13 protein-coding genes and 3 pseudogenes are annotated in these 19,185 nt (G+C 69.7%); 15 read left to right on the plus strand and 1 reads right to left on the minus strand.

Annotated elements, in window-relative coordinates; all coding sequences use genetic code 11:
• Positions 1-18: 18 nt before the first annotated feature.
• The 5 genes and pseudogenes from flgK to K2L43_RS16895 all read left to right on the plus strand — a co-directional run bounded on the left by flgK (position 19) and on the right by K2L43_RS16895 (position 7,902).
• On the plus strand, positions 19-2,037 hold the full coding sequence (gene flgK, locus K2L43_RS16875) for a flagellar hook-associated protein FlgK (protein WP_220638070.1): 2,019 nt from the start codon (positions 19-21) through the stop codon (positions 2,035-2,037).
• Positions 2,038-2,048: 11 nt separating this feature from the next.
• On the plus strand, positions 2,049-3,437 hold the full coding sequence (locus K2L43_RS16880) for a flagellar hook-associated protein 3 (RefSeq protein ID WP_220638071.1): 1,389 nt from the start codon (positions 2,049-2,051) through the stop codon (positions 3,435-3,437).
• Between the two features lie 88 nt (positions 3,438-3,525).
• Positions 3,526-4,767: an HDOD domain-containing protein gene (locus K2L43_RS16885; protein WP_103738062.1), complete on the plus strand. Its 1,242-nt coding sequence runs from the start codon at positions 3,526-3,528 to the stop codon at positions 4,765-4,767.
• 70 nt (positions 4,768-4,837) lie between these two features.
• Positions 4,838-6,243 (plus strand): annotated as a pseudogene (locus K2L43_RS16890) (sodium-dependent transporter).
• Between the two features lie 180 nt (positions 6,244-6,423).
• Entirely contained in the window at positions 6,424-7,902 is a 1,479-nt protein-coding gene (locus K2L43_RS16895) for a nitronate monooxygenase (RefSeq protein WP_220638072.1), read from the plus strand.
• A gap of 49 nt (positions 7,903-7,951) precedes the next feature.
• Here the strand turns inward: K2L43_RS16895 and K2L43_RS16900 are convergent, their stop codons facing one another.
• Positions 7,952-9,409, minus strand: a complete 1,458-nt coding sequence (locus K2L43_RS16900; protein ID WP_220638073.1) for a PLP-dependent aminotransferase family protein — start codon at positions 9,407-9,409, stop codon at positions 7,952-7,954.
• 144 nt (positions 9,410-9,553) lie between these two features.
• Between K2L43_RS16900 and K2L43_RS16905 the strand changes: the two genes are divergently transcribed.
• The 10 genes and pseudogenes from K2L43_RS16905 (at position 9,554) to K2L43_RS16950 (ending at position 19,148) form a co-directional block, all read left to right on the plus strand.
• Positions 9,554-10,153 carry a LysE family translocator gene (locus tag K2L43_RS16905; RefSeq protein WP_011806930.1) on the plus strand — a complete coding sequence of 200 codons (600 nt, stop codon included), beginning with the start codon at positions 9,554-9,556 and terminating at the stop codon, positions 10,151-10,153.
• 68 nt (positions 10,154-10,221) lie between these two features.
• On the plus strand, positions 10,222-11,166 hold the full coding sequence (locus K2L43_RS16910; RefSeq protein ID WP_220638074.1) for a DMT family transporter: 945 nt from the start codon (positions 10,222-10,224) through the stop codon (positions 11,164-11,166).
• Between the two features lie 165 nt (positions 11,167-11,331).
• Positions 11,332-12,510: a PLP-dependent aminotransferase family protein gene (locus tag K2L43_RS16915; RefSeq protein WP_220638075.1), complete on the plus strand. Its 1,179-nt coding sequence runs from the start codon at positions 11,332-11,334 to the stop codon at positions 12,508-12,510.
• Between the two features lie 114 nt (positions 12,511-12,624).
• Positions 12,625-13,500 (plus strand): PhzF family phenazine biosynthesis protein, encoded by an 876-nt coding sequence (locus K2L43_RS16920; RefSeq protein WP_220638076.1) that lies wholly within the window; start codon positions 12,625-12,627, stop codon positions 13,498-13,500.
• Positions 13,497-14,474, plus strand: coding sequence for a threonine dehydratase (locus K2L43_RS16925; protein ID WP_220638077.1), 978 nt, complete (start codon positions 13,497-13,499; stop codon positions 14,472-14,474). The genes K2L43_RS16920 and K2L43_RS16925 overlap by 4 nt, the downstream gene beginning before the upstream one ends.
• A 174-nt stretch (positions 14,475-14,648) precedes the next feature.
• Positions 14,649-15,737, plus strand: a complete 1,089-nt coding sequence (locus K2L43_RS16930) for a cyclase family protein (protein WP_220638078.1) — start codon at positions 14,649-14,651, stop codon at positions 15,735-15,737.
• 33 nt (positions 15,738-15,770) lie between these two features.
• Positions 15,771-16,334, plus strand: a pseudogene (locus K2L43_RS16935) (ABC transporter substrate-binding protein); the annotation flags it as partial.
• Positions 16,335-16,602: 268 nt separating this feature from the next.
• Positions 16,603-17,298 (plus strand): annotated as a pseudogene (locus K2L43_RS16940) (ABC transporter substrate-binding protein); the annotation flags it as partial.
• A complete protein-coding gene (locus tag K2L43_RS16945; protein WP_220638079.1) occupies positions 17,295-18,416 on the plus strand; it encodes an SDR family oxidoreductase in 1,122 nt (373 codons plus the stop codon). The pseudogene K2L43_RS16940 and the gene K2L43_RS16945, both read left to right, overlap by 4 nt.
• Before the next feature lie 60 nt (positions 18,417-18,476).
• Entirely contained in the window at positions 18,477-19,148 is a 672-nt protein-coding gene (locus K2L43_RS16950; protein WP_047349195.1) for a histidine phosphatase family protein, read from the plus strand.
• Positions 19,149-19,185 lie beyond the last annotated feature (37 nt).

The following is a 19,185-nucleotide window of genomic DNA, read 5'->3' on the forward strand; positions in this document are numbered from 1 at the left end:
GAACCAACGCACTGAACCATGAGTCTTCTGAACGTCGGCGCCCGCGCCCTCCTCGCCAACCAGGTCGCCTTGCAGACCACCGGGCACAACATCGCCAACGTCAGCACGGCCGGCTACTCACGCCAGAACGTGGCCATGGAGACGGTGCAGGGCCAGTTCACCGGCTCGGGCTACATCGGCAACGGCGTGCAGGTGGCCACCATCCTGCGCAACCACAGCGAGCTGCTGACGCGCCAGGCCGCGGCCGCACAGGCGGTGCAGGCGGGCGACACGGTGCGCGCCGAGCGCCTGGGGCAGCTGCAGGACGTGTTCCAAGGGGGCACCAGCGGCCTGGGCGCCGCCATCACCGACATGCTGAACTCGCTGGCCGACGTGGTGTCCTCGCCGACCGACATCACGGCGCGCACCGTCACGCTCACGCGCATGGACGAGATGGCCGCGCGCATGCGCAGCAGTGCGGAGCAGCTGCACGAGATCGCCTATTCGGTCAATGAACAGTTGCAGAACGACGCCACGCGCATCAATTCGCTGGCCAAGAGCATCGCCGACGTGAACGAGCAGATCGCCCGCGTGAAGGGCAACGGCCAGACTCCCAACGACCTGCTGGACAAGCGCGACCAGCTAATCCGCGAACTCAACCAGTTCATCCAGACCACGCAGATCCCAGCCGACGATGGCACGGTGGGCGTGTTCGTGGGCGGCAGCCAGGCGCTGGTGCTGGGCGACAAGGCCAGCGAGGTGCTGGTGGCGGAATCCCAGCAGTTCCCGGGGAGCCAGCTCACGCAGCTGTTCTTCAAGCCCGCGGGCGGCGCGCCCGTGGAGTTGAACGAGGGCATGCTGGGCGGCGGCGAAGTGGCCGGCCTGCTGCGCTTTGCCAACCAGGACCTGGCCGAGGGCCGCAACCTGCTGGGGCGCATGGCGCTGGCCATCGGCCGGACGATGAACTACCAACAGGGCATGGGCCTGACACTGGACGGACAGGCCGGCAAGCCACTGTTCTCCGAACCCGATAAGGCGCCGGGCTATACCAGCGGAACGGCACAAGGATTCATCGATTTTCAAACGCCTTTGGGCACTTCCGAGTTCGCCGCATCGGACTACGAGGTGCGGTTTACGGGGGGGCCCACTCCCACTGGCGAGGTTCCAGGGCAAATCATTCGGCTATCCGACGGCAAGACCATCAACGTAGCGAATCTGATGGCCTCAGCGGGCACACAAATGGACGGGCTAACCTTCAAGTTCAGCACCGCGGGCGCCGTCAACGAGCGCGTGCTATTCAAGCCCTTTGCCAGCGCCGCGGCCAACATACAGGCACTGGTGTACTCGCCGCGCGAGCTGGCTGCGGCAAACCCCATCAGTTCGGCCATGGGCACCTCCAACGCGGGCTCGCTGCAACTGGCGGAACTGAAGGCCACTGGCCAGCATTGGGATGCGACTGCAGGCAAGGTGGTTGCCACTGGCGTGCTCAATCTCCCACCCGCTGGAGGGGTGCAGCTCACGTACCGCGACGCGCCACCCTCAGGATTTGTCATCACGGGTACCAATGACCAGCCGCTGAACCTTCCTCCGCCAGCACCCTACACCCCGGGTACGACCGTCGTTCCCTATGTGCCAGGAGAGCCGATTCGGATCGACGGCTGGTCCATCACTCTGCAGGGCACCCCCAAGGACGGGGACACGGTAACCGTTGGGGATGCCAAGCTCAGTGGCGACTGGTACACCCGCAACGCCGGCAACGCATCGGCCCTCATGGCGCTGCGCGACGTGAAGATGTTCGACGAGTCCACGCTGTCCGACGGCTACGCCGGGCTGATGGCCCAGGTGGGCACGCGCACGCAGAGCGCCCAGTACGCGGCCAAGCTCTCGGACTCCATCGCCAGCAATCTGGAAGCCAGCCGCACGGCCGTCTCCGGTGTGAACCTGGACGAGGAGGCCGCGCGGCTCATCCAATACCAGCAGGCCTACCAGGCCTCGGCCAAGATGCTGCAGATCGCGCAGAACATTTTCGACAACCTGATCCAGTCCATGGGCCGCTGAAAGGAACCGCCATGAGCAGCTCTTTCTATCGCGTCAGCACCGCCAACATGTACGACGCCACGCTGCGCAACCTGAGCGCGCGGCAAAAGACCCTGGTGGACCTGCAGGAGAACCTCACCGCGGGCAAGCGCGTGGTGCGGCCCAGCGACGACCCCGTGGCCGCCGCACAGGCCGAGCGTGCGCTCACGCGCATCAGCCGCATCCAGACCGAGCAACGCGCGCTGGACGTGCAGCGCAACGCCATCGCCCAGGCCGAATCCACCCTGGGCGACGCCGTGGGCCTGGTGCAGGAGATTCGCCAGCTGGTCGTGGCCGCCGGTGGCGGCGCGCTCAAGCCCGAGGACCGCAAGACCTACGCCAACCAGATCCAGAGCCTGCGCGAGCAGCTCACGCAGGTGATCAACCGCAAGGACACCAACGGCGTGCCGCTGCTGGGCGCGCTGGGCAGTGCGCTGGAGCCCTTCACCGGCCCGCTGCTGAGCAACCCCGACTACCTGTTCGCCGGCCTGCCCGGCCAGGCGGCCAGCGGCGGCACGTCGATTCCCACCACCGTGGACGGGCACGCGGCACTGATGTTCGACCCTCAGCGCGACGGCATCTACAACGCCGCCATTTCCAGCGCCGACCCGGCCTACCCCCAGGACGGGCGCCGCTTCGCCACCGACGCCGTGCGGGTCACCAACGCTCACCTGCTGCAGCAGCCCGCGCCGACCGTGCCGCCCGCGCCCCCGGCCACCCCCTATACCTATACCGTCGCCTTCACCGGCGTGACGCTGAATAAGAACCCCGACGGCACCTACGACGGCACCTACGACGCGACCTACGAGATCAATAGCACCAACCCCAACTTCCCCGCCCCGCTTCCCCAGCATACCGTCAAGGGGCTGAAGGCCGACCAGCTAACCATCATCCCCATCAGCATCGACGCCCCCGGCGGCGCCACGCTCAAGTTCAACATCAGCGCCACGCCCACCAAGGACCCGGTCAAACTCCCGCCGAACAACCTGGTGTTCTCCCCTGCGCCGGGCGACACCGTGACGCTCTCCGCCAGCCCCGGCATCGCCAGCGCCATCGACAGCGCCATCCGCGACATCGGCGGCGCGGCCAACAACAACGCCGCCGCCCAGGCCGTCGGCCAGGCCCTGGCCAACATCGACGCCGGCATGGAACGCCTGCACAACATGCGCGGCTATGCGGGCGAGCTGCTCAACCGCGCCGACCGCATCACCGGCGACCAGGACAAGCGCTCGATCCAGCTCGAAGCCGACCGCTCGCGCGCGGAGGACCTCGACATGGTGCAGGGTATCTCGGACTTCCAGAACGCCAGCGTGGGCTACGAGGCCGCGCTCAAGTCCTACGCGCAGGTGCAGCGCCTGTCGCTCTTCAATTTCATCAGCTGACGCCGCGCACGCAGGGTTTCGCCACGTGCGCGCCCGCGCGACTGGCGTGACAATGGCCCGCATCCCGCTCTGACCACACTTCTACCCCATGGTCCAATCCGTTCTTGGCAGCCTGGTGCTGGGCTACCGGCCCCTCTGGAATGCCGCGCGCCGGCTGGCCGGCATCCAGCTGTACGTTCACAGCGAGGGCGCCACCCTGGTGGATGCGCCGCACCTGCTGCGCACCATCCAGGAACTGTGGACCTCCAGCTCGCCGCCGCTGCTGCTGTCCGCTCGCTCGCAGCAGCTGCTGGTGGACCTGCTGGAGCACGCCCCTCGCGGCGCGCCCTGGATCGAAGTGCCCCAGGCCTGGCTGGACGTGCCCGCGATCCGCGAGCGCGCGCGCCAGGCCCACGCCCGCGGCCTGCGCCTGGTGTGGCGCGGCGAGCTGGACCACCTGCCCGACGCCGACACCGCGCGGCTGTTCGACAACAGCCTGCTGCACCTGTCCAGCAGCGATGCCGTGCAGGCCCTGCAGGCCGCCGCTGCGGGGCGCAGCGATGCCAGCCCCCGTGCCGCCGGCCAGCGCAGTCCGCTGATCGCCGGACAGGTGTATGACAACGTGGCCAGCCGCGCGCTGCTCACGCACTGCCTGGACGAAGGCGGCGCGCTGGCCGTGGCCGGCTGGCCCGTGGAGGACGTGCTCTACAGCCTGCGCCATCGCCAGCCCCAGCCCGCGCACGAGGTGGTGCTCAAGCTCATGAAGGCCATCGACGACGAGCAGTCCATCGACCGCTTCGAGCAGATCCTGGGCGAGGATCCGCTGCTGGCCTACCGCTTCATGGTCTACACCAACTCCGCTGCGCTCGGCCTGTCCACCGGCGTGGATTCGCTGCGCCGCGGTCTGGTGATGATGGGCTACGGCTCGCTGGGGCGCTGGCTGGCCGACCAGTTGCCGCACGCTGCCACCGAACCCGATCTGCGCCCCATCCGCGCCAGCATGGTGCTGCGCGCGCGCCTGACCGAGCACCTGCTGGACGCTGGCGTGGGCAAAGACCTGCGCCGCGAGGTGTACCTGAGCGGACTGTTCTCGCAGCTGGACGAGGTGCTGCGCGAGCCTCTGGGCACCATCCTGCGCCGCGTGCCGCTGTCCGAGCGGGTGTACGACGCCGCAGTGCTGCGCACCGGCCCCTACGCCCCCAGCCTGGAGATGGCCTGCGCGCTGGAGAGCGACGACGCGGGCGCCATCCGGCAGCTGTGCGAGACGCATGAGCTGGAGCTGGAATACGTCAACCGCGCGCTGCTGCGCGTGCTGTCCGAGCTGGTGGTGGAGCGCCCGCACGCGCACTGATGGCGACTCACGGCCCGTGGTGTTTTTGGGCCGTAGCGCACAATCCAGGCGCGCAGACCACTATCAAATCATGAGCAAATCCGGCCCTTCAAGCACCGGCGCCTCCCGCGCCCACGCAGCCACCAGCCGCGGCGCCTTCTCCTCCAGCCTGGGCGTGCTCGCCGCCACGCTGGGTTCCGCCGTCGGGCTGGGCAACATCTGGAAGTTCCCCTCGCTCACCGGGGCCAACGGCGGCGCGGGCTTTCTGCTGATCTACCTGCTCTCGACGCTGTTCATCGGCCTGCCGCTCATGGTGGCCGAGATCGCCATCGGCCGCCAGGCGCGCGCCAATCCCATCTCTGCGCTGCGCCAGTTGCAGCCCCGCGGCGCGCCGTGGTGGCTGATCGGCGTGGCAGGCATGGCGGCGGCGTTCCTGATCATGGCGTTCTATTCCGAGGTCGTCGCCTGGGTGTTCGCCTACGTGGCCAAGGCCCTGTCGGGCAGCCTGCTGTCCAGCGACCCGGTGCAGACGCAGGCCAGCTTCGACGCCCTGGTGCGGGACCCGGTGCAGGCGCTGCTGTGGCAGTGGGTGGTGCTGGCCTTCATCGGCGGCATCCTGCTGCTGGGCGTCACCCGCGGCATCGAGGCGCCACCAAACGGCTGATGCCGCTGCTGTTCCTGCTGCTGGTGCTGCTGGGCGGCTACAGCCTGACGCTGCCCGGCGCGGGCCAGGCGCTGTCGTTCCTGTTCGCGCCCGAGTGGCACAAGATCACGCCCGCGGTGGTGCTGACCGCCATGGGCCTGGCGTTCTTCAAGCTGTCCATCGGCATGGGCACGATGATGACCTACGGCAGCTACTTCACCGCCGAGCAGAACATCCCGGCCACCGCCACGCGCGTGATGCTGGCCGACCTGTCGGTGTCGCTGCTGGCGGGCATGGCGATCTTCCCCGCGGTGTTCAGCTTCGGCTTCCAGCCGTCGGCGGGGCCATCCCTGGTGTTCATCACGATCCCCGCGGTGTTCGCGCAGATGCCGGGTGGCTCGGTGCTGCTGGCGGCGTTCTTCCTCCTCACCGCCATCGCCGCGACCGGCGCCATGCTCTCCCTGATGGAGGTGCCGGTCGTCATCCTGCACGAGCGCTGGGGCCTGAGCCGGCCCCGGGCCACGCTGCTCACGCTGCTGATCCTGGGGCTGCTGGGCGCGGGCTGCGCCCTGAGCCAGAGCACGCTGGCCGCCTTCCAGCCGGGCGGGCGCACCCTGTTCGACTGGGCGGACTACCTCTCGTCCAACCTGCTGCTGCCCGCGGGGGGCATCGCCATCGCGCTCTTCGTCGGCTGGGCCTGGGGCGAGCGCGCATTCGCGGCGCAACTCTCCAACCACGGGCAGTTGGGCAACCAGGGGCTGGCCCGCGTCGTGAGCCTGCTGCTGCGCTGGGTCACGCCGGTGCTGATCCTGCTGGTCATGCTCGCGGGGCTGGGGGTGTTCTCCGGCGCGTGACGGCGCGGCACCCCGGCGTTTTGAGCAAAAACACCGCGCAACCCTTTCCTGGACAGCGCAAGCAGCTAGTTTTTTCATAGCGCACTCCATCCATGGCGCCGGCATGGCCTTTGCGCCGTGCGTGGTGCAGGACGCATGATGGCCGGCTCTTCCATAGCCGCCAGCCCACAGGAGAACTCCATGCACGACGCCCCGCCCGCCACCCCCCTGTGCCGCCTGCTGGGCTGCCGCCTGCCGCTGGTGCTCGCGGGCATGGGCGGCGTGTCGCGCAGCGAACTGGTGGCTGCGGTGACCGAGGCCGGCGGGTTCGGCTTCCTGGGCATGGTGCGCGAGCCGCTGGCGCTGATCGAGCGCGAGGTGGCGCAGGTGCGCCAGCGCACGGCCTTGCCCTTCGGCGTGAACCTGATCCCCGCGGCCACGCCCGCGCCCCTGCTGCGCGCGCAGGTGGACCTGCTCATCGCGCTGCAGGTGCCCGTGGTCAGCCTGTTCTGGGACGTGGATGCCGGCGTGATCGCGCGGCTGCGCGCAGCGGGCATCACCGTGGTGCACCAGATCGGCTCCGCCGCCGAGGCGCTGCAGGCGCAAGAGGCGGGCGCGCAGGCGCTCATCGCGCAGGGCGTGGAGGCCGGCGGCCATGTGCGCGGGCGCCAGCCGCTGGCCGAGCTGTTGTCCGAGGTACTGGCGATGGCCAGCGTCCCCGTGGCCGCCGCGGGCGGCCTGGCCGATGGGCAGGGTGTGGCGCGCGTACTGGCCCAGGGCGCGCAGGCCGCGGTGCTGGGGACCGCCTTGATGGCCACGCACGAGTCCTTCGCCCACGACGCGCACAAGCAGCGGCTGGTGGCCGCGCAGGCCGGCGACACCGTGCTGACCGAGGACTTCCACATCAACTGGCCGCCCCACGCCGCGGTGCGTGTGCTGGCCAACAGCGTCACGCGGCGCGAGCGCGGCGACCCGTTCCCCGCCACAAGCGACATCCCACGCACGGTGATCGGCGACGAGGAAGGCCGGCCCATCTACCTGTTCAGCACCGACTCGCCGCTGCGCTCCATGACCGGCGACTTCGAGGCCATGGCGCTGTACGCCGGCCAGGGTGTGGGGCGCATCACGGCCATCGAACCCGCGGGCGAGCGGCTGCGCCGCATCGCCGCGGAGGCCACCGCACACCTGCGGCTGCTGAACGACACGCCCGTGGCCGTGGCGTCCCCCGTGTGCTACGCGGGGGATGCGGAGCGCGAGCGCCACGCCCCACTCATCGCGCGGCTGGACGAGCTGCTGGAGGCCGAGCGCGCCGGCGCGCGCGTGGCGCTGCGCAGCCGCACCGAAACCGAGGACGAAGCGCTGCGCGCGCTGATCGACGCCATCCACCGCGACGAAGTGAAGTGGTGCGGCATGCTGATGCGCGCCATCCGCACGCTAGAGGGCACGCCCGGCAGCCGCACGGGCGACTTCTACGACAAGGCCATGGCCGTGCCCGACCTGCGCGAGCGCCTGGCCTTCCTCAACCGCGGCCAGGGCTGGGTGGCCAAGAAGCTGCGTGAACTGCTGCCGCTGGTGGACGATGCGGGCATCCGCGCCGGGCTGCAAGAGATGCTGCAGGCACACGTGGACAACCTGGACAAGGTGAACACCGCCTTGGGGCTCACGCCGCCGCGGCGTTGACGCCAGCGCTACGTAAAAGAGAGCTGCTTGCGCTTGCCCATCAAGCGCTTCAGCCCGATTGGACCACTCTCTTCCACGTGCGCCAGAACGCCGGGTCCTGCGTGGTGCAGAAGTTGATGCGCATCAGCGTGCAGGGGCGGCGCGTGGCGTGGAACAGCGCGCCGGGCGCGATGAGGTAGCCCTCGTCCAGCATGCGCTGGGCCAGCATGTCGGTGTCCACGCCGGTTTCCACCCAACCGAACATGCCCGCGGGCTCGGCGGCAAAGCTGCAGCCCGCCTCCAGCGCCAGTTGCACGCTGCGCGCGCGGGCCTGCGCCAGGCGCAGCCGCATGCGGTCGGCATGGCGGCGTAGCTGGCCCTGCTCGATGCACAGCGCGAGGGCCTTTTCCAGCAGCGAGGGCGTGGTCAGCGTGGACAGCAGCTTGGTGTCCAGCAGCCGCTCCACCAGGTCGGGCGGCGCGGCCAGGTAGCCCACGCGCCAGTTGGGCGCCAAGATCTTGGCGAAGCCGCTCACGTAGATGGTGCGGCGCAGCCCGTCCAGCGCCGTCAGGCGCGTGGCGTGGTCGGCGGCGATGTGGCCGTAGGTGTCGTCCTCGACCACGTGGAAGTTGTGCTGCTGCGCCAGCTGCAGCACCTGGTGCGCGCTGCCCGGCGACAGGCTGTAGCCCGTGGGGTTGTGCAGCACGCTCACGCTCACGAACAGCTTGGGCGCATGCAGCTCGCAGTAGCGCGCCATGACGGCGAGGTCCGGCCCCTCGGGGCCGCGCGGCACGGGCAGCACGCGCATTCCCAGCGCGTCCAGGCGCGCGAACTCCACCGACCAGCCGGGCTCCTCCACCATCACCGGGTCGCCCGCCTTGAGCAGCGTGCGGCTCACGATGTCCAGCGCCTGCGTGGCGCCCACGGTGGTCATGATCTGATCGGGCTGGGCGTGGATGTTGATGTCGGCCATGCGCCGCGCCAGCGCCTCGCGCAGCGCGGGCTCGCCCATGGGCTCGCCGTAGCTCAGGGAGCCGTCGCGCAGCGCGCTGCTGCCGGTGATCTTGCGCACCGCGGCGCCCATGAAGCGCGCCTCGTCCAGCCAGCCGATGGGCAGCACGCCCGCACCGGGCTGGGGCTTGCTCGACGCCTGGTGGAACATGCCGCGGATCAGCGCCGTGGCGTTGATGTGCGAGCCCGACAGGCGCATGCCGACACCGGTCAGCGGCGACACATTTTTTGCTCCTTTTGTAGGAGCTGTCAGCGCTTGCCCATCGGGCGTCGGAGCTTGTTTTTGCACAAAATCGCGCACGAAGAAACCACGCTGGCGCCGGGCCTCCACCAGCCCCTGGGCCAGTAGCTTGTCGTAGGCTGCCACCACGGTGTAGGGGCTCACGCCCTGCTGGCGCGCGCATTCGCGCACCGACGGCAGGCGCGCGCCCGCGGGCAGCAGCCGCGCGCGGATGCGCTCGGCAAAGCGCTCGGCGAGCTGTTCGGTCAGGGTGCGGTCGGGGGTGCGGGTCAGCATGGAGGCGTTTCCTGAGCCGGCACTGTGCCAATGCAATTGCCGATACAGTGCATGAAATTGTGGGGTTTGACTGTATTGGTACTGTAATGGACTTTGCCCCTACAGTGCATCGCATAACTTCATTCCCAACGATGGACCCCACCCATGCCCCTGGTTGAATTCACCGCCCTGCTGGTGCTGGCCACTGCCATGAGCTTTACCCCCGGGCCCAACACCACCCTGTCCACCGCGCTGGCCGCCAACCGCGGCCTGCCCGCCGCCATGCGCTTCGTGGTGGCGGTGCCCGTGGGCTGGAGCCTGCTGCTGGTGCTGTGCGCCGCCGGGCTGGGCGCGGTGGTGGTGGCGGTGCCGGCGCTGCGCTGGGCCATCAAGGCCCTGGGCATCGGCTACCTGCTGTGGCTCGCGTTCAAGCTGTCGAACACGGGCCGCCTGTCCGAGGCCGATGCGGCACGCCTGTCGGTGGGCTTCTGGCAGGGCGTGGCGCTGCAGTTCGTGAACATCAAGGCCTGGCTGCTGGCACTGACCATCGTGGCCGGCTGGGTGATCGGGCGCGACGACAGCCTGCAGCGCATGGCCGTGGTGCTGCCGGCAATGGCCTTCTTCGCACTGACCAGCAACTTCACCTATGCGGCCACCGGCGCGCTGCTGCGCCACTGGCTGGCCCACGGGCAGCGCCTGCTGTGGTTCAACCGCGCGATGGCCGTCGTGCTGCTGGCCACGGCGCTGTGGATGGTGGCCGCATGAGACCGGCGCATCCTCATTGGTCGAAAGGCCGCGGAGCAGGCCAAGCCAGCGGACGCCGTGGAGCTGGCTTGGCCAGGCCACCGGCGGCGTCCCCCTGGAGGGGGAAGGCGCGAAGCGACTCAGGGGGTGATTCGGAATCACGCGGCCTGCTGCTGGGCTTGCTGGGCGTGGCGATCTTCGCGCTCACCCTGCCCATGACGCGCCTGGCCGTCGGCACGCCCGAGGCACCGCTGATGTCCGGCCTGTTCCTGGCCATGGGCCGCGCGGCAGTGGCCGGGCTGCTGTCGGCCGCGCTGCTGCTGTGGCAGCGCGCGCCATTGCCGCAGCGCGGCGACTGGTGGCCGCTGGCCGTGACGGCGCTGGGCGTGGTGTTCGGCTTTCCGCTGCTCACCTCCATCGCCATGCGCTACGTGGGCGCCGTGCACGCGGCCGTGATCATCGGCCTGCTGCCGCTGGCGACCGCCACCGTGGGCGCGCTGCTGCACCGCCAGCGACCGTCTGCCGCGTTCTGGGCCTGCGCGCTGCTGGGCTCGGCGCTGGTGGTGGTGTTCGCGGTGCTGCGCTCGGGCCGGCAGGGCCTGTCGCTGCATCCGGCCGATCTGCTGCTGATGGCCGCCGTGGCCTGCGCCGCCGTGGGCTACGCCTGGGGCGGGCGGCTGGCGCAGCACATGCGCGCCGATGCGGTGATCTGCTGGGCCCTGGTGCTGTCGCTGCCCGTATCGCTGCCGCTGGCCTGGCTGGCATGGCCACAGGCGGCGGTGCCTGCCGCCGCCTGGGCCGGCTTTGCCTACGTGGCGGTGTTTTCGATGTGGCTGGGCTTCTTCGCCTGGTACCGCGGCCTGGCCCTGGGCGGCACGGTGCGGGTGAGCCAGGTGCAACTGGCCCAGCCGTTCATGAGCATGCTGTTTGCCGTGCCGCTGCTGGGCGAGTCGCTGGACGCGGTGAGCGTGTCGTTTGGCCTGGCAGTGCTGGCCACCGTGGCCCTGGGGCGGCGCATGCCGGTGCGCCGGTGAACCGCCGCCCCGTGAAAACCCTGGACCCGGCGCCGCGCCCCTCGGGCGGTGCGCCGTTGCCGTATGCTGCGCGCGCTGCCCCACCCGCAGGGCCGCACACCGCCGCACAACGGCATTTCTGAGTGGATAGACGGCGCGCAGCAGCGCGCCATTGGAGATAAACGAATGACGAACTGGACCCTGGCCGCACGCGCCGAAAAGATGAACCCCTCGGTGATCCGGGAAATCCTGAAGGTGACCGAGAAGCCCGGCATCATCAGCCTGGCCGGCGGGCTGCCCTCGCCCAAGACCTTCCCGATCGAATCCTTTGCCGCCGCGGCCGCGTCCGTGCTGGCCACCGACGGCGCATCGGCGCTGCAGTACGCGGCCAGTGAGGGCTATACCCCGCTGCGCGAGGCCATTGCCGCATTCCTGCCCTGGGACGTGCACCCCGACCAGGTGCTGATCACCACCGGATCGCAGCAGGCGCTGGACCTGATCGGCAAGGTGCTCATCGACGCGGGCAGCCGCGTGCTGGTGGAAACACCCACCTACCTGGGCGCGCTGCAGGCCTTCGCGCCCATGGAGCCGCAGGTGGTGGCGGTGGCCAGCGACGACGAGGGCGTGCTGGTCGATGACCTGGCCGCCAAGGTGGGCAGCGGCGCGGACAAGGCGCGCTTCCTGTACGTGCTGCCCAACTTCCAGAACCCCACGGGCCGCACCATGAGCGAAGCCCGCCGCGAGGCCCTGGTGGCCCAGGCCGCCGCGCTGAACCTGCCGCTGGTGGAAGACAACCCCTATGGCGACCTGTGGTTTGACCAGGCGCCCCCCAAACCCCTGACGGCGCGCAACCCCGAGGGCTGCATCTACATGGGTTCGTTCTCCAAGGTGCTGGCCCCCGGCCTGCGCCTGGGCTACGTCGTCGCGCCGCGCCAGATGTACCCCAAGCTGCTGCAGGCCAAGCAGGCGGCCGACCTGCACACGCCCAGCTTCAACCAGCGCCTGGTGTCCGAGGTCATCAAGAACGGCTTCCTGGACCGCCACGTGCCCACCATCCGCCAGCTCTACAAGGAGCAGTGTCAGGCCATGGTGGCCGCGCTGGAGCAGGAGATGCAGGGCCTGGGCGTGACCTGGAACCGCCCCGACGGCGGCATGTTCCTGTGGCTGCGCCTGCCCGAAGGCATGAGCGCGCTGCAACTGCTGCCGCGCGCGGTGGAGCGCAACGTGGCCTTCGTGCCCGGCGCGGCCTTCTACGCCGACCAGCCGGACGACCGCACGCTGCGCCTGTCCTTCGTGACGGCGTCACAGGGCCAGATCCGCACCGCGATTGCCGCGCTGGCCGCCGCCATCCGCGAAGCGGCCTGACGCCCTTCAAACCCTGACCTTCCCGCGCGGGAAGGTGGCTGCAGCCCTGCGCACGCGCAGGTGCCGCCGCCGCATGCCCGCCCCATCCTCTATCACCACCACCGGAGCCGTTCCATGCGCCTGCGCCCGTTCCAGCAAGTCGATGTCTTCACCGCTACGCCCTACCGCGGCAACCCGCTGGCCGTGGTGCTGGACGGCGAGGGCCTGTCCACCGAGGAGATGCAGCGGTTCACCAACTGGACCAACCTGTCCGAGGCCACCTTCGTGCTGCCGCCGACGCCCGAGGGTCATGCGGCCGGCGCGGACTACCGCGTGCGCATCTTCTGCCCTGGGCGCGAGCTGCCCTTTGCCGGCCACCCCACGCTGGGCACCTGCCACGCCTGGCTGCAGGCCGGCGGCCAGCCGCGCGCCACGGGGCGCATCGTGCAGGAATGCGGCGTGGGGCTGGTCACGCTGCGGCGCGACGGCGAGCAGCTTGCCTTTGCCGCGCCCCCGCTCGTCAAGAGCGGCCCGCTGGCCGAAGACGACGTGCAGCTCATCGCACGCGGCCTGGGCGTGGCGCGGGACGACATCGTGGCGCATGCCTGGTGCGACAACGGCCCCAACTGGCGCGGCGTGATGCTGCGCTCGGCCGAGCAGGTACTCGGACTGCGGCCCGACGGCGCGGTACTGGCCGGGTTGGACGTGGGCGTGGTGGGGCCGCGCGGCAAGGTCGGCGTGGTGGGTGCCAGCGATGCCGAGGGCATCGCGTTCGAGGTGCGCGCCTTCTTCCCGGGCAACAACGGTCTGGCGGAAGACCCGGTCACCGGCAGCCTGAACGCGGCGCTGGCGCAATGGCTCATCGGCGCGGGCCTGGCGCCCAGCCGCTATGTGGCCAGCCAGGGTACGGCGCTGGGCCGCGCCGGGCGCGTGCATGTGCAGCAGGACGGCCCGCAGATCTGGGTGGGCGGCCACTCCGTCACCTGCGTGCGCGGCGAGGCGCGGCTGTGACGCGCGCCGCAGCACCGCTGCCCACGCTGGCCGACATCGAAGCCGCGGCACGCACCGTCTACCAGGCGTTCCAGCCCACGCCGCAGTACCGCTGGGGCCTGCTGGGCGAGCGCCTCGGCACGGAGTGCTGGCTCAAGCACGAGAACCACAACCCGGTGGGCGCGTTCAAGATCCGCGGCGGCCTGACGTACTTCGACCAGCTGGCGCAGCGGGGTGAGCTGCCGCACGAGGTCATCAGCGCCACGCGCGGCAACCACGGCCAGAGCATCGGCTGGGCCGCGCGACGCCATGGCGTGGCCTGCACCATCGTCGTGCCGCACGGCAATTCGGTGGAGAAGAACGCGGCCATGCGCGCACTGGGTGTGAACCTGGTGGAGCACGGCGACGACTTCCAGGCCGCCCGCGAGCACGCCCTGCAACTGGCCGCCGAACGCGGCGCCCACATGGTGCCCAGCTACCACCCCGACCTGGTGCGCGGCGTGGCCACCTACTGGTGGGAATTCCTGCGCGCCGTGCCGCACATGGATGTGGCCTATGTGCCCATCGGCCTGGGTTCCGGCGCCTGCGCTGCCGTGGCGGCCAAGCGGGCATTGGGACATGGAGTGCGCCTGGTGGGCGTGGTGAGCTGCCACGCCACCACCTATGCCGACTCGTTCGCCGCGGGCCATGTGGTGGCGTCGCCCGTCAGCGCGCAGATCGCCGACGGCCTGGCGGTGCGCATGGCCGACCCGGACGCATTGGCCGTGCTGCTGCCTGAACTGGACCGGGTGGTGCAGGTCAACGATGACGCAGTGGCTGCCGCCATGCGCGCGCTGTTCACGGACACCCACAACGTGGCCGAGGGCGCGGGCGCGGCGGCACTGGCTGCCGCGCTGCAGGAGCGCGAAGCCCTGCGCGGCCAGTGCGTAGGCCTGCCGCTCACGGGCGGGAATGTGGATGCGGCGTTGTTCGCCCGGGTACTGCTGGGGCAGTGACTGCGGGTTTCGACCTGCAAAACACGCCGCACGAGGCCGGCCGGAGAACGCCAGGGTTTTCCCGGCGGGTGATTTCAACCAACAAAACTTTCATCGCGGTGTTTGACGCAGCCCTGCCTGCGCCAACACCATTGCTTCCAAGCCGCACCCATCCGCGGCGCTGGAGACACCAATATGCGATGGAGACAACGCCCCGCCGGCTCCAACTGGGGTGACTTCGGGCCCGACGACCAGTTGGGCCGCACCAACCTGATAGGCCCGGAGCAGGTGCGCAAGGGCGTGCAGGAAGTGCGCGAGGGCATCAGCCTGTGCCTGTCGCTGCCGCTGGACTACCCCGGCGGCAACGTGCTGAACGCGCGCCGCCTGCCGCCCCAACTGCGCCCCACGCGGCGCGAAGGCATTCCGTACGTCAACTTTCCGCTGGGCCATGTGTACCCCGGCGCCACCGACGTGGTCAGCGACGACCAGGTGCTGCTGTCGTTGCAGTACTCCACGCAATGGGACTCGCTGGCGCATGTGGGCGCGCTGTTCGACCCCGACGGCGATGGCCAGCCGCGCACGGTGTACTACAACGGCTACCGCGGCCACGAGCACATCCTGGGTCCGCAGGACCATGGCATCCCCGCGCGCGACGGCGACGGCGCGGCGGCGCGTTACCAGCCCGTGTGCTGCGCCGGCCGCGCGCCGGACGAGAGCGTGGCCCGCGCGCTGGGCGTGGAGCACCTGGCCGTGAAGGGCATGCAGGGGCGCGGCGTGCTGGTGGACCTGGAGCGCGCCTACGGCACCGACTTCCGCGACATCGGCTACGACGACCTCATGCGTGCCATGGAGCGCAGCGGCGCCAGCGTGGAGCCCGGCGACATGCTGCTGCTGCGCACCGGCTTTGCCGAGCTGGTGCTGTCCATGCAGCGCCAGCCCGACGCGCACCGCCTGCACCACAGCTGCGCCGCGCTGGACGGCGGCGACGAAAAGCTGCTGCAGTGGATCACCGACAGCGGCATCGCCGCGCTGATCGCCGACAACTACGCCGTGGAGCGCCACCCGCCACGCCGCGTGCCCGAGGACGGTGCGCCCTACCCCGTGCTGCCGCTGCACGAGCACTGCCTGTTCAAGCTGGGCCTGCCGCTGGGCGAGCTGTGGTACCTGAAGGAACTGGCCGACCACCTGCACGCCCTCGGGCGCACCCGCTTCCTGCTCACCGCGCCACCGCTGCGCCTGCCGGGCGCCGTGGGCTCGCCCGTGACCCCCATTGCCACCCTGTGATTCCCCAAACACACACCAACGAAGGAGACAACCATGAACCGCCCCGTCCACCTCACTCCGCGTCCCCTGACCCGCGCCTGCCGCGCGCTGTGCACGGGCCTTGTCCTGCTGGCCGCCACGGCCACCGTCACCGCCCAGGGCACGGCAATTTCTGACGACGTGGTGCGCCTGGGCATCCTCACCGACCTGAACGGCCCGTTTGCCGACATCACCGGCCCCGGCAGCGCCGCCGCCATCCAGATGGCCATCGACGACTTCGGCGGCAAGGTAGCGGGCAAGAAGATCGAACTGGTGGTGGCCGATCACCAGAACAAGGCCGACATCGCCTCCAGCAAGGCGCGCGAGTGGTTCGATACCGGCAAGGTGGACGCCATCATGGACGTGGCCGTCTCCGCGCCGGCGCTGGCGGTGCTGGAGGTGGCCAAGCAAAAGCAGAAGGTCGTCATCTTCAACGGCCCCGGCCTGGACCGCCTCACGGGCGACCTGTGCATGCCCAGCACCGTGCACTACGTGTACGACACCTACGCCCTGGCCAACGTAACGGCCAGCGCCATCACCGCACGCGGCGGAAAGGACTGGTTCTTCATCACCGCCGACTAGGGCCTGTTCACACTATTTTTGCCAGTGCGAATGGCGTGAAAACCGCGCCAATCTAGGCGCGTGACGACGCCAAGGCCGGGGCCTTGGCTAGGAGGGCAACGACGAATGGCGCGGTTTTCACTCCGTTCCCTCCGGGTTGCGATCAAAAAGGGCCATTCGCGGCGTTGCCAAGCCTCGCTGGGGTAGCACCCCAGCTTCGTTTGGCGCCTTGCGCCTGGCCCTTTTTGATCGCAACGCATCTGGCAAAAATAGTGTGAACAGGCCCTACGCCTTCGGCCACAGCCTGCAGGAGCAGGCCAGCGCCGTGGTCACGGCCCAGGGCGGCAAGGTGCTGGGCGCGGCCCGCCACCCGATCGCTGCGACCGACTTCGCCTCGTTCCTGATCAGCGCGCAGAACAGCAAGGCCCAGGTCGTCGGCCTGGCCAACGCGGGGGGCGATACGGTGAACACCATCAAGGCCGCGCGCGAGTTCGGCCTGACCACGGGCAAGAACAAACAGACCCTGGCCGGCCTGCTCATGTACATCAACGACATCCACGCCATCGGCCTGCGCACCGCCGGCGGCCTGATGCTGACCGAGGGCTTCTACTGGGACATGAATGACGAGACGCGCGCCTGGTCCAAGCGCTACTTCGAGAAGATGAAGAAGATGCCCAACATGAGCCAGGCGGGCGCCTATTCCTCGACCATGCATTACCTGAAGGCCGTGCAGGCCGCCAAGACCGACGACACGGCCCAGGTCATGGCCAAGATGAAGGCCACGCCCATCAACGACTTCTTCGCCAAGAACGGCCGCATCCGCGAGGACGGCCGCATGGTGCACGACATGTACCTGTTCGAGGTCAAGTCGCAGGCCGAGTCCAAGTACCCGTGGGATTACTACAAGCTCGTGGCCACCGTGCCCGGCGACAAGGCCTTCCTGCCCCTGTCGCAGTCCAAGTGCCCCATGGTGAAGAAATGACGAACACCGTACTCGTCGTGGGCGCCACCGGCGTCGTGGGCCAGGCCTGCCTGCGCCACTTCGCCGCCCTGCCCGGCTGGCGCGCCGTGGGCGTGGCGCGCCGCGCCATCGCCCTGCCCGCGGGCGCCACCGCGCTGCAGCTGGACCTGCAGGACGCGGCGGCCTGCCAGGCTGCGCTGGGCGCACGGGACGACATCACCCATGTGGTCTATGCCGCCGTGTACGAGCAGCCCGGGGGCCTCGTGGGCGGCTGGCGCGACCAGGAGCAGATGCGCATCAACCTGCAAATGCTGCGCAACGTGGTCGAGCCGCTGGACCGCCCGGGCGGTGCGCTGCGCCATGTGACCATCATGCAGGGCGGCAAGGCCTACGGCGTGCACATCCACCCGCAAATCGCCGTGCCCGCACGCGAACGCTGGCCGCGCGACCCCCACGAGAACTTCTACTGGCTGCAGGAGGACTTCCTGCGCGAGCGCCAGGCCAAGGGCCCGTGGCACTTCACCATCATGCGCCCGCGCATCGTGTTCGGCGACGCGGCGGGCAGCAACATGAACCCCATCCCGGCCATCGGCGTCTATGCCTGGCTGCGCCATGAACAGGGCCTGCCGCTGGCCTACCCCGGCGGCCCGGCGCGCGTGAACCAAGCCATCGACGCCGACCTGATCGCCCAGGCCTGCGCCTGGGCTGCGCAGGCGCCCAACGCACGCAACGAGACCTTCAACCTGGAAAACGGCGACGTGTTCGTCTGGCAGAACGTCTGGCCCACCATTGCCGGCGCACTGGGCATGCCCGTGGGCGAGCCCGAGCCCCAGTCGCTGGCCACCGCGCTGGCCGACCAGCAGCCCGCGTGGGAACGCCTGGTGGACAAGTACCAGCTGGCGGCGCCGCGCGATCTGACCGCCTTCATCGGCCAGGGCGCAGCGTACGCCGACTTCCAGATGAACCACGGCAGGGCCGCCCCGCTGCCGCCGGTGATCATGAGTTCGGTGAAGATCCGCCAGGCGGGCTTTCATGCGTGCATGGACACCGAGGACATGTTCCGCAAATGGTTCGGCCAGTTGCAGCAGCGCCGCCTGCTGCCCACGGCGGCGCAGGCGCGGGCGGCGCTTGCCGCCTAGCGCGCCGCCGGTCGCAGCCGCGACAAGCGCGCGGCTGCGGCCTCGCCACAATTCCAGACCATGGGAACCCTCTACCTCGTGCGCCACGGCCAGGCCTCGTTTGGCGCGGACGACTATGACCAGCTCAGCCCGCGCGGCCATGAGCAGGCGGTGCGCCTGGGCGCGTACTGGCGCGAGCGCGGGCTGCAGTTCGATGCGGTGCTGTGCGGCACGCTGCGGCGCCATGCGCAGACGCTGCAAGGCATCCAGCAAGGGCTGGAGGGCACGCCCGAGCCCCTGCTGATGCCGGGACTCAACGAATACGACAGCCATGCGCTGATCCACTGCGTGCATCCCATGCCGTTGCCGCGCCCTGACACGCCCGAGTTGTACAAGCAGCACTTTCGCCTGCTGTGCGATGCCATGGCGCAGTGGATGGCGGGCACCATCAGCCCGGCGGGCATGCCCTGCTGGGACGATTTCTCTGGCGGGGTGCGCGCGGCGCTGGACCATGTACGGCGCCAGCACACGGGACACAACGTGCTGCTGGTCTCCAGCGGCGGGCCCATCGCCACCGCCGTGGGCGAGGTGCTCTGCACCCCGCCCGAGGTCACGATCGCGCTGAACATGCGCATCCGCAACAGCGCGGTCACGGAGTTCAGCATCAGCCCCAAACGCCTGATGCTGCAGACCTTCAACACGCTGCCGCACCTGGACACGCCCGAACACCGCGGCTGGGCAACGCACGCCTGAGAACGTTTGCTATTGAAAAGTGAGCTGTTAGCGCTTG

The sequence above is a fragment of the Diaphorobacter sp. MNS-0 genome (assembly GCF_019602835.1).
Lineage (GTDB): Bacteria > Pseudomonadota > Gammaproteobacteria > Burkholderiales > Burkholderiaceae_C > Diaphorobacter > Diaphorobacter nitroreducens.

Excerpts from the sequence above, each read along its gene's own strand:
- K2L43_RS16950 (WP_047349195.1), top strand. The coding sequence starts at position 18,477 with ATGGGAACCCTCTACCTCGTGCGCCACGGCCAGGCCTCGTTTGGCGCG.
- K2L43_RS16915 (WP_220638075.1), top strand. The coding sequence starts at position 11,332 with ATGACGAACTGGACCCTGGCCGCACGCGCCGAAAAGATGAACCCCTCG.
- K2L43_RS16880 (WP_220638071.1), top strand. The coding sequence starts at position 2,049 with ATGAGCAGCTCTTTCTATCGCGTCAGCACCGCCAACATGTACGACGCC.
- K2L43_RS16945 (WP_220638079.1), top strand. The coding sequence starts at position 17,295 with ATGACGAACACCGTACTCGTCGTGGGCGCCACCGGCGTCGTGGGCCAG.
- K2L43_RS16895 (WP_220638072.1), top strand. The coding sequence starts at position 6,424 with ATGCACGACGCCCCGCCCGCCACCCCCCTGTGCCGCCTGCTGGGCTGC.
- flgK (WP_220638070.1), top strand. The coding sequence starts at position 19 with ATGAGTCTTCTGAACGTCGGCGCCCGCGCCCTCCTCGCCAACCAGGTC.
- K2L43_RS16930 (WP_220638078.1), top strand. The coding sequence starts at position 14,649 with ATGCGATGGAGACAACGCCCCGCCGGCTCCAACTGGGGTGACTTCGGG.
- K2L43_RS16920 (WP_220638076.1), top strand. The coding sequence starts at position 12,625 with ATGCGCCTGCGCCCGTTCCAGCAAGTCGATGTCTTCACCGCTACGCCC.
- K2L43_RS16900 (WP_220638073.1), bottom strand. The coding sequence starts at position 9,409 with ATGCTGACCCGCACCCCCGACCGCACCCTGACCGAACAGCTCGCCGAG.
- K2L43_RS16905 (WP_011806930.1), top strand. The coding sequence starts at position 9,554 with ATGCCCCTGGTTGAATTCACCGCCCTGCTGGTGCTGGCCACTGCCATG.
- K2L43_RS16885 (WP_103738062.1), top strand. The coding sequence starts at position 3,526 with ATGGTCCAATCCGTTCTTGGCAGCCTGGTGCTGGGCTACCGGCCCCTC.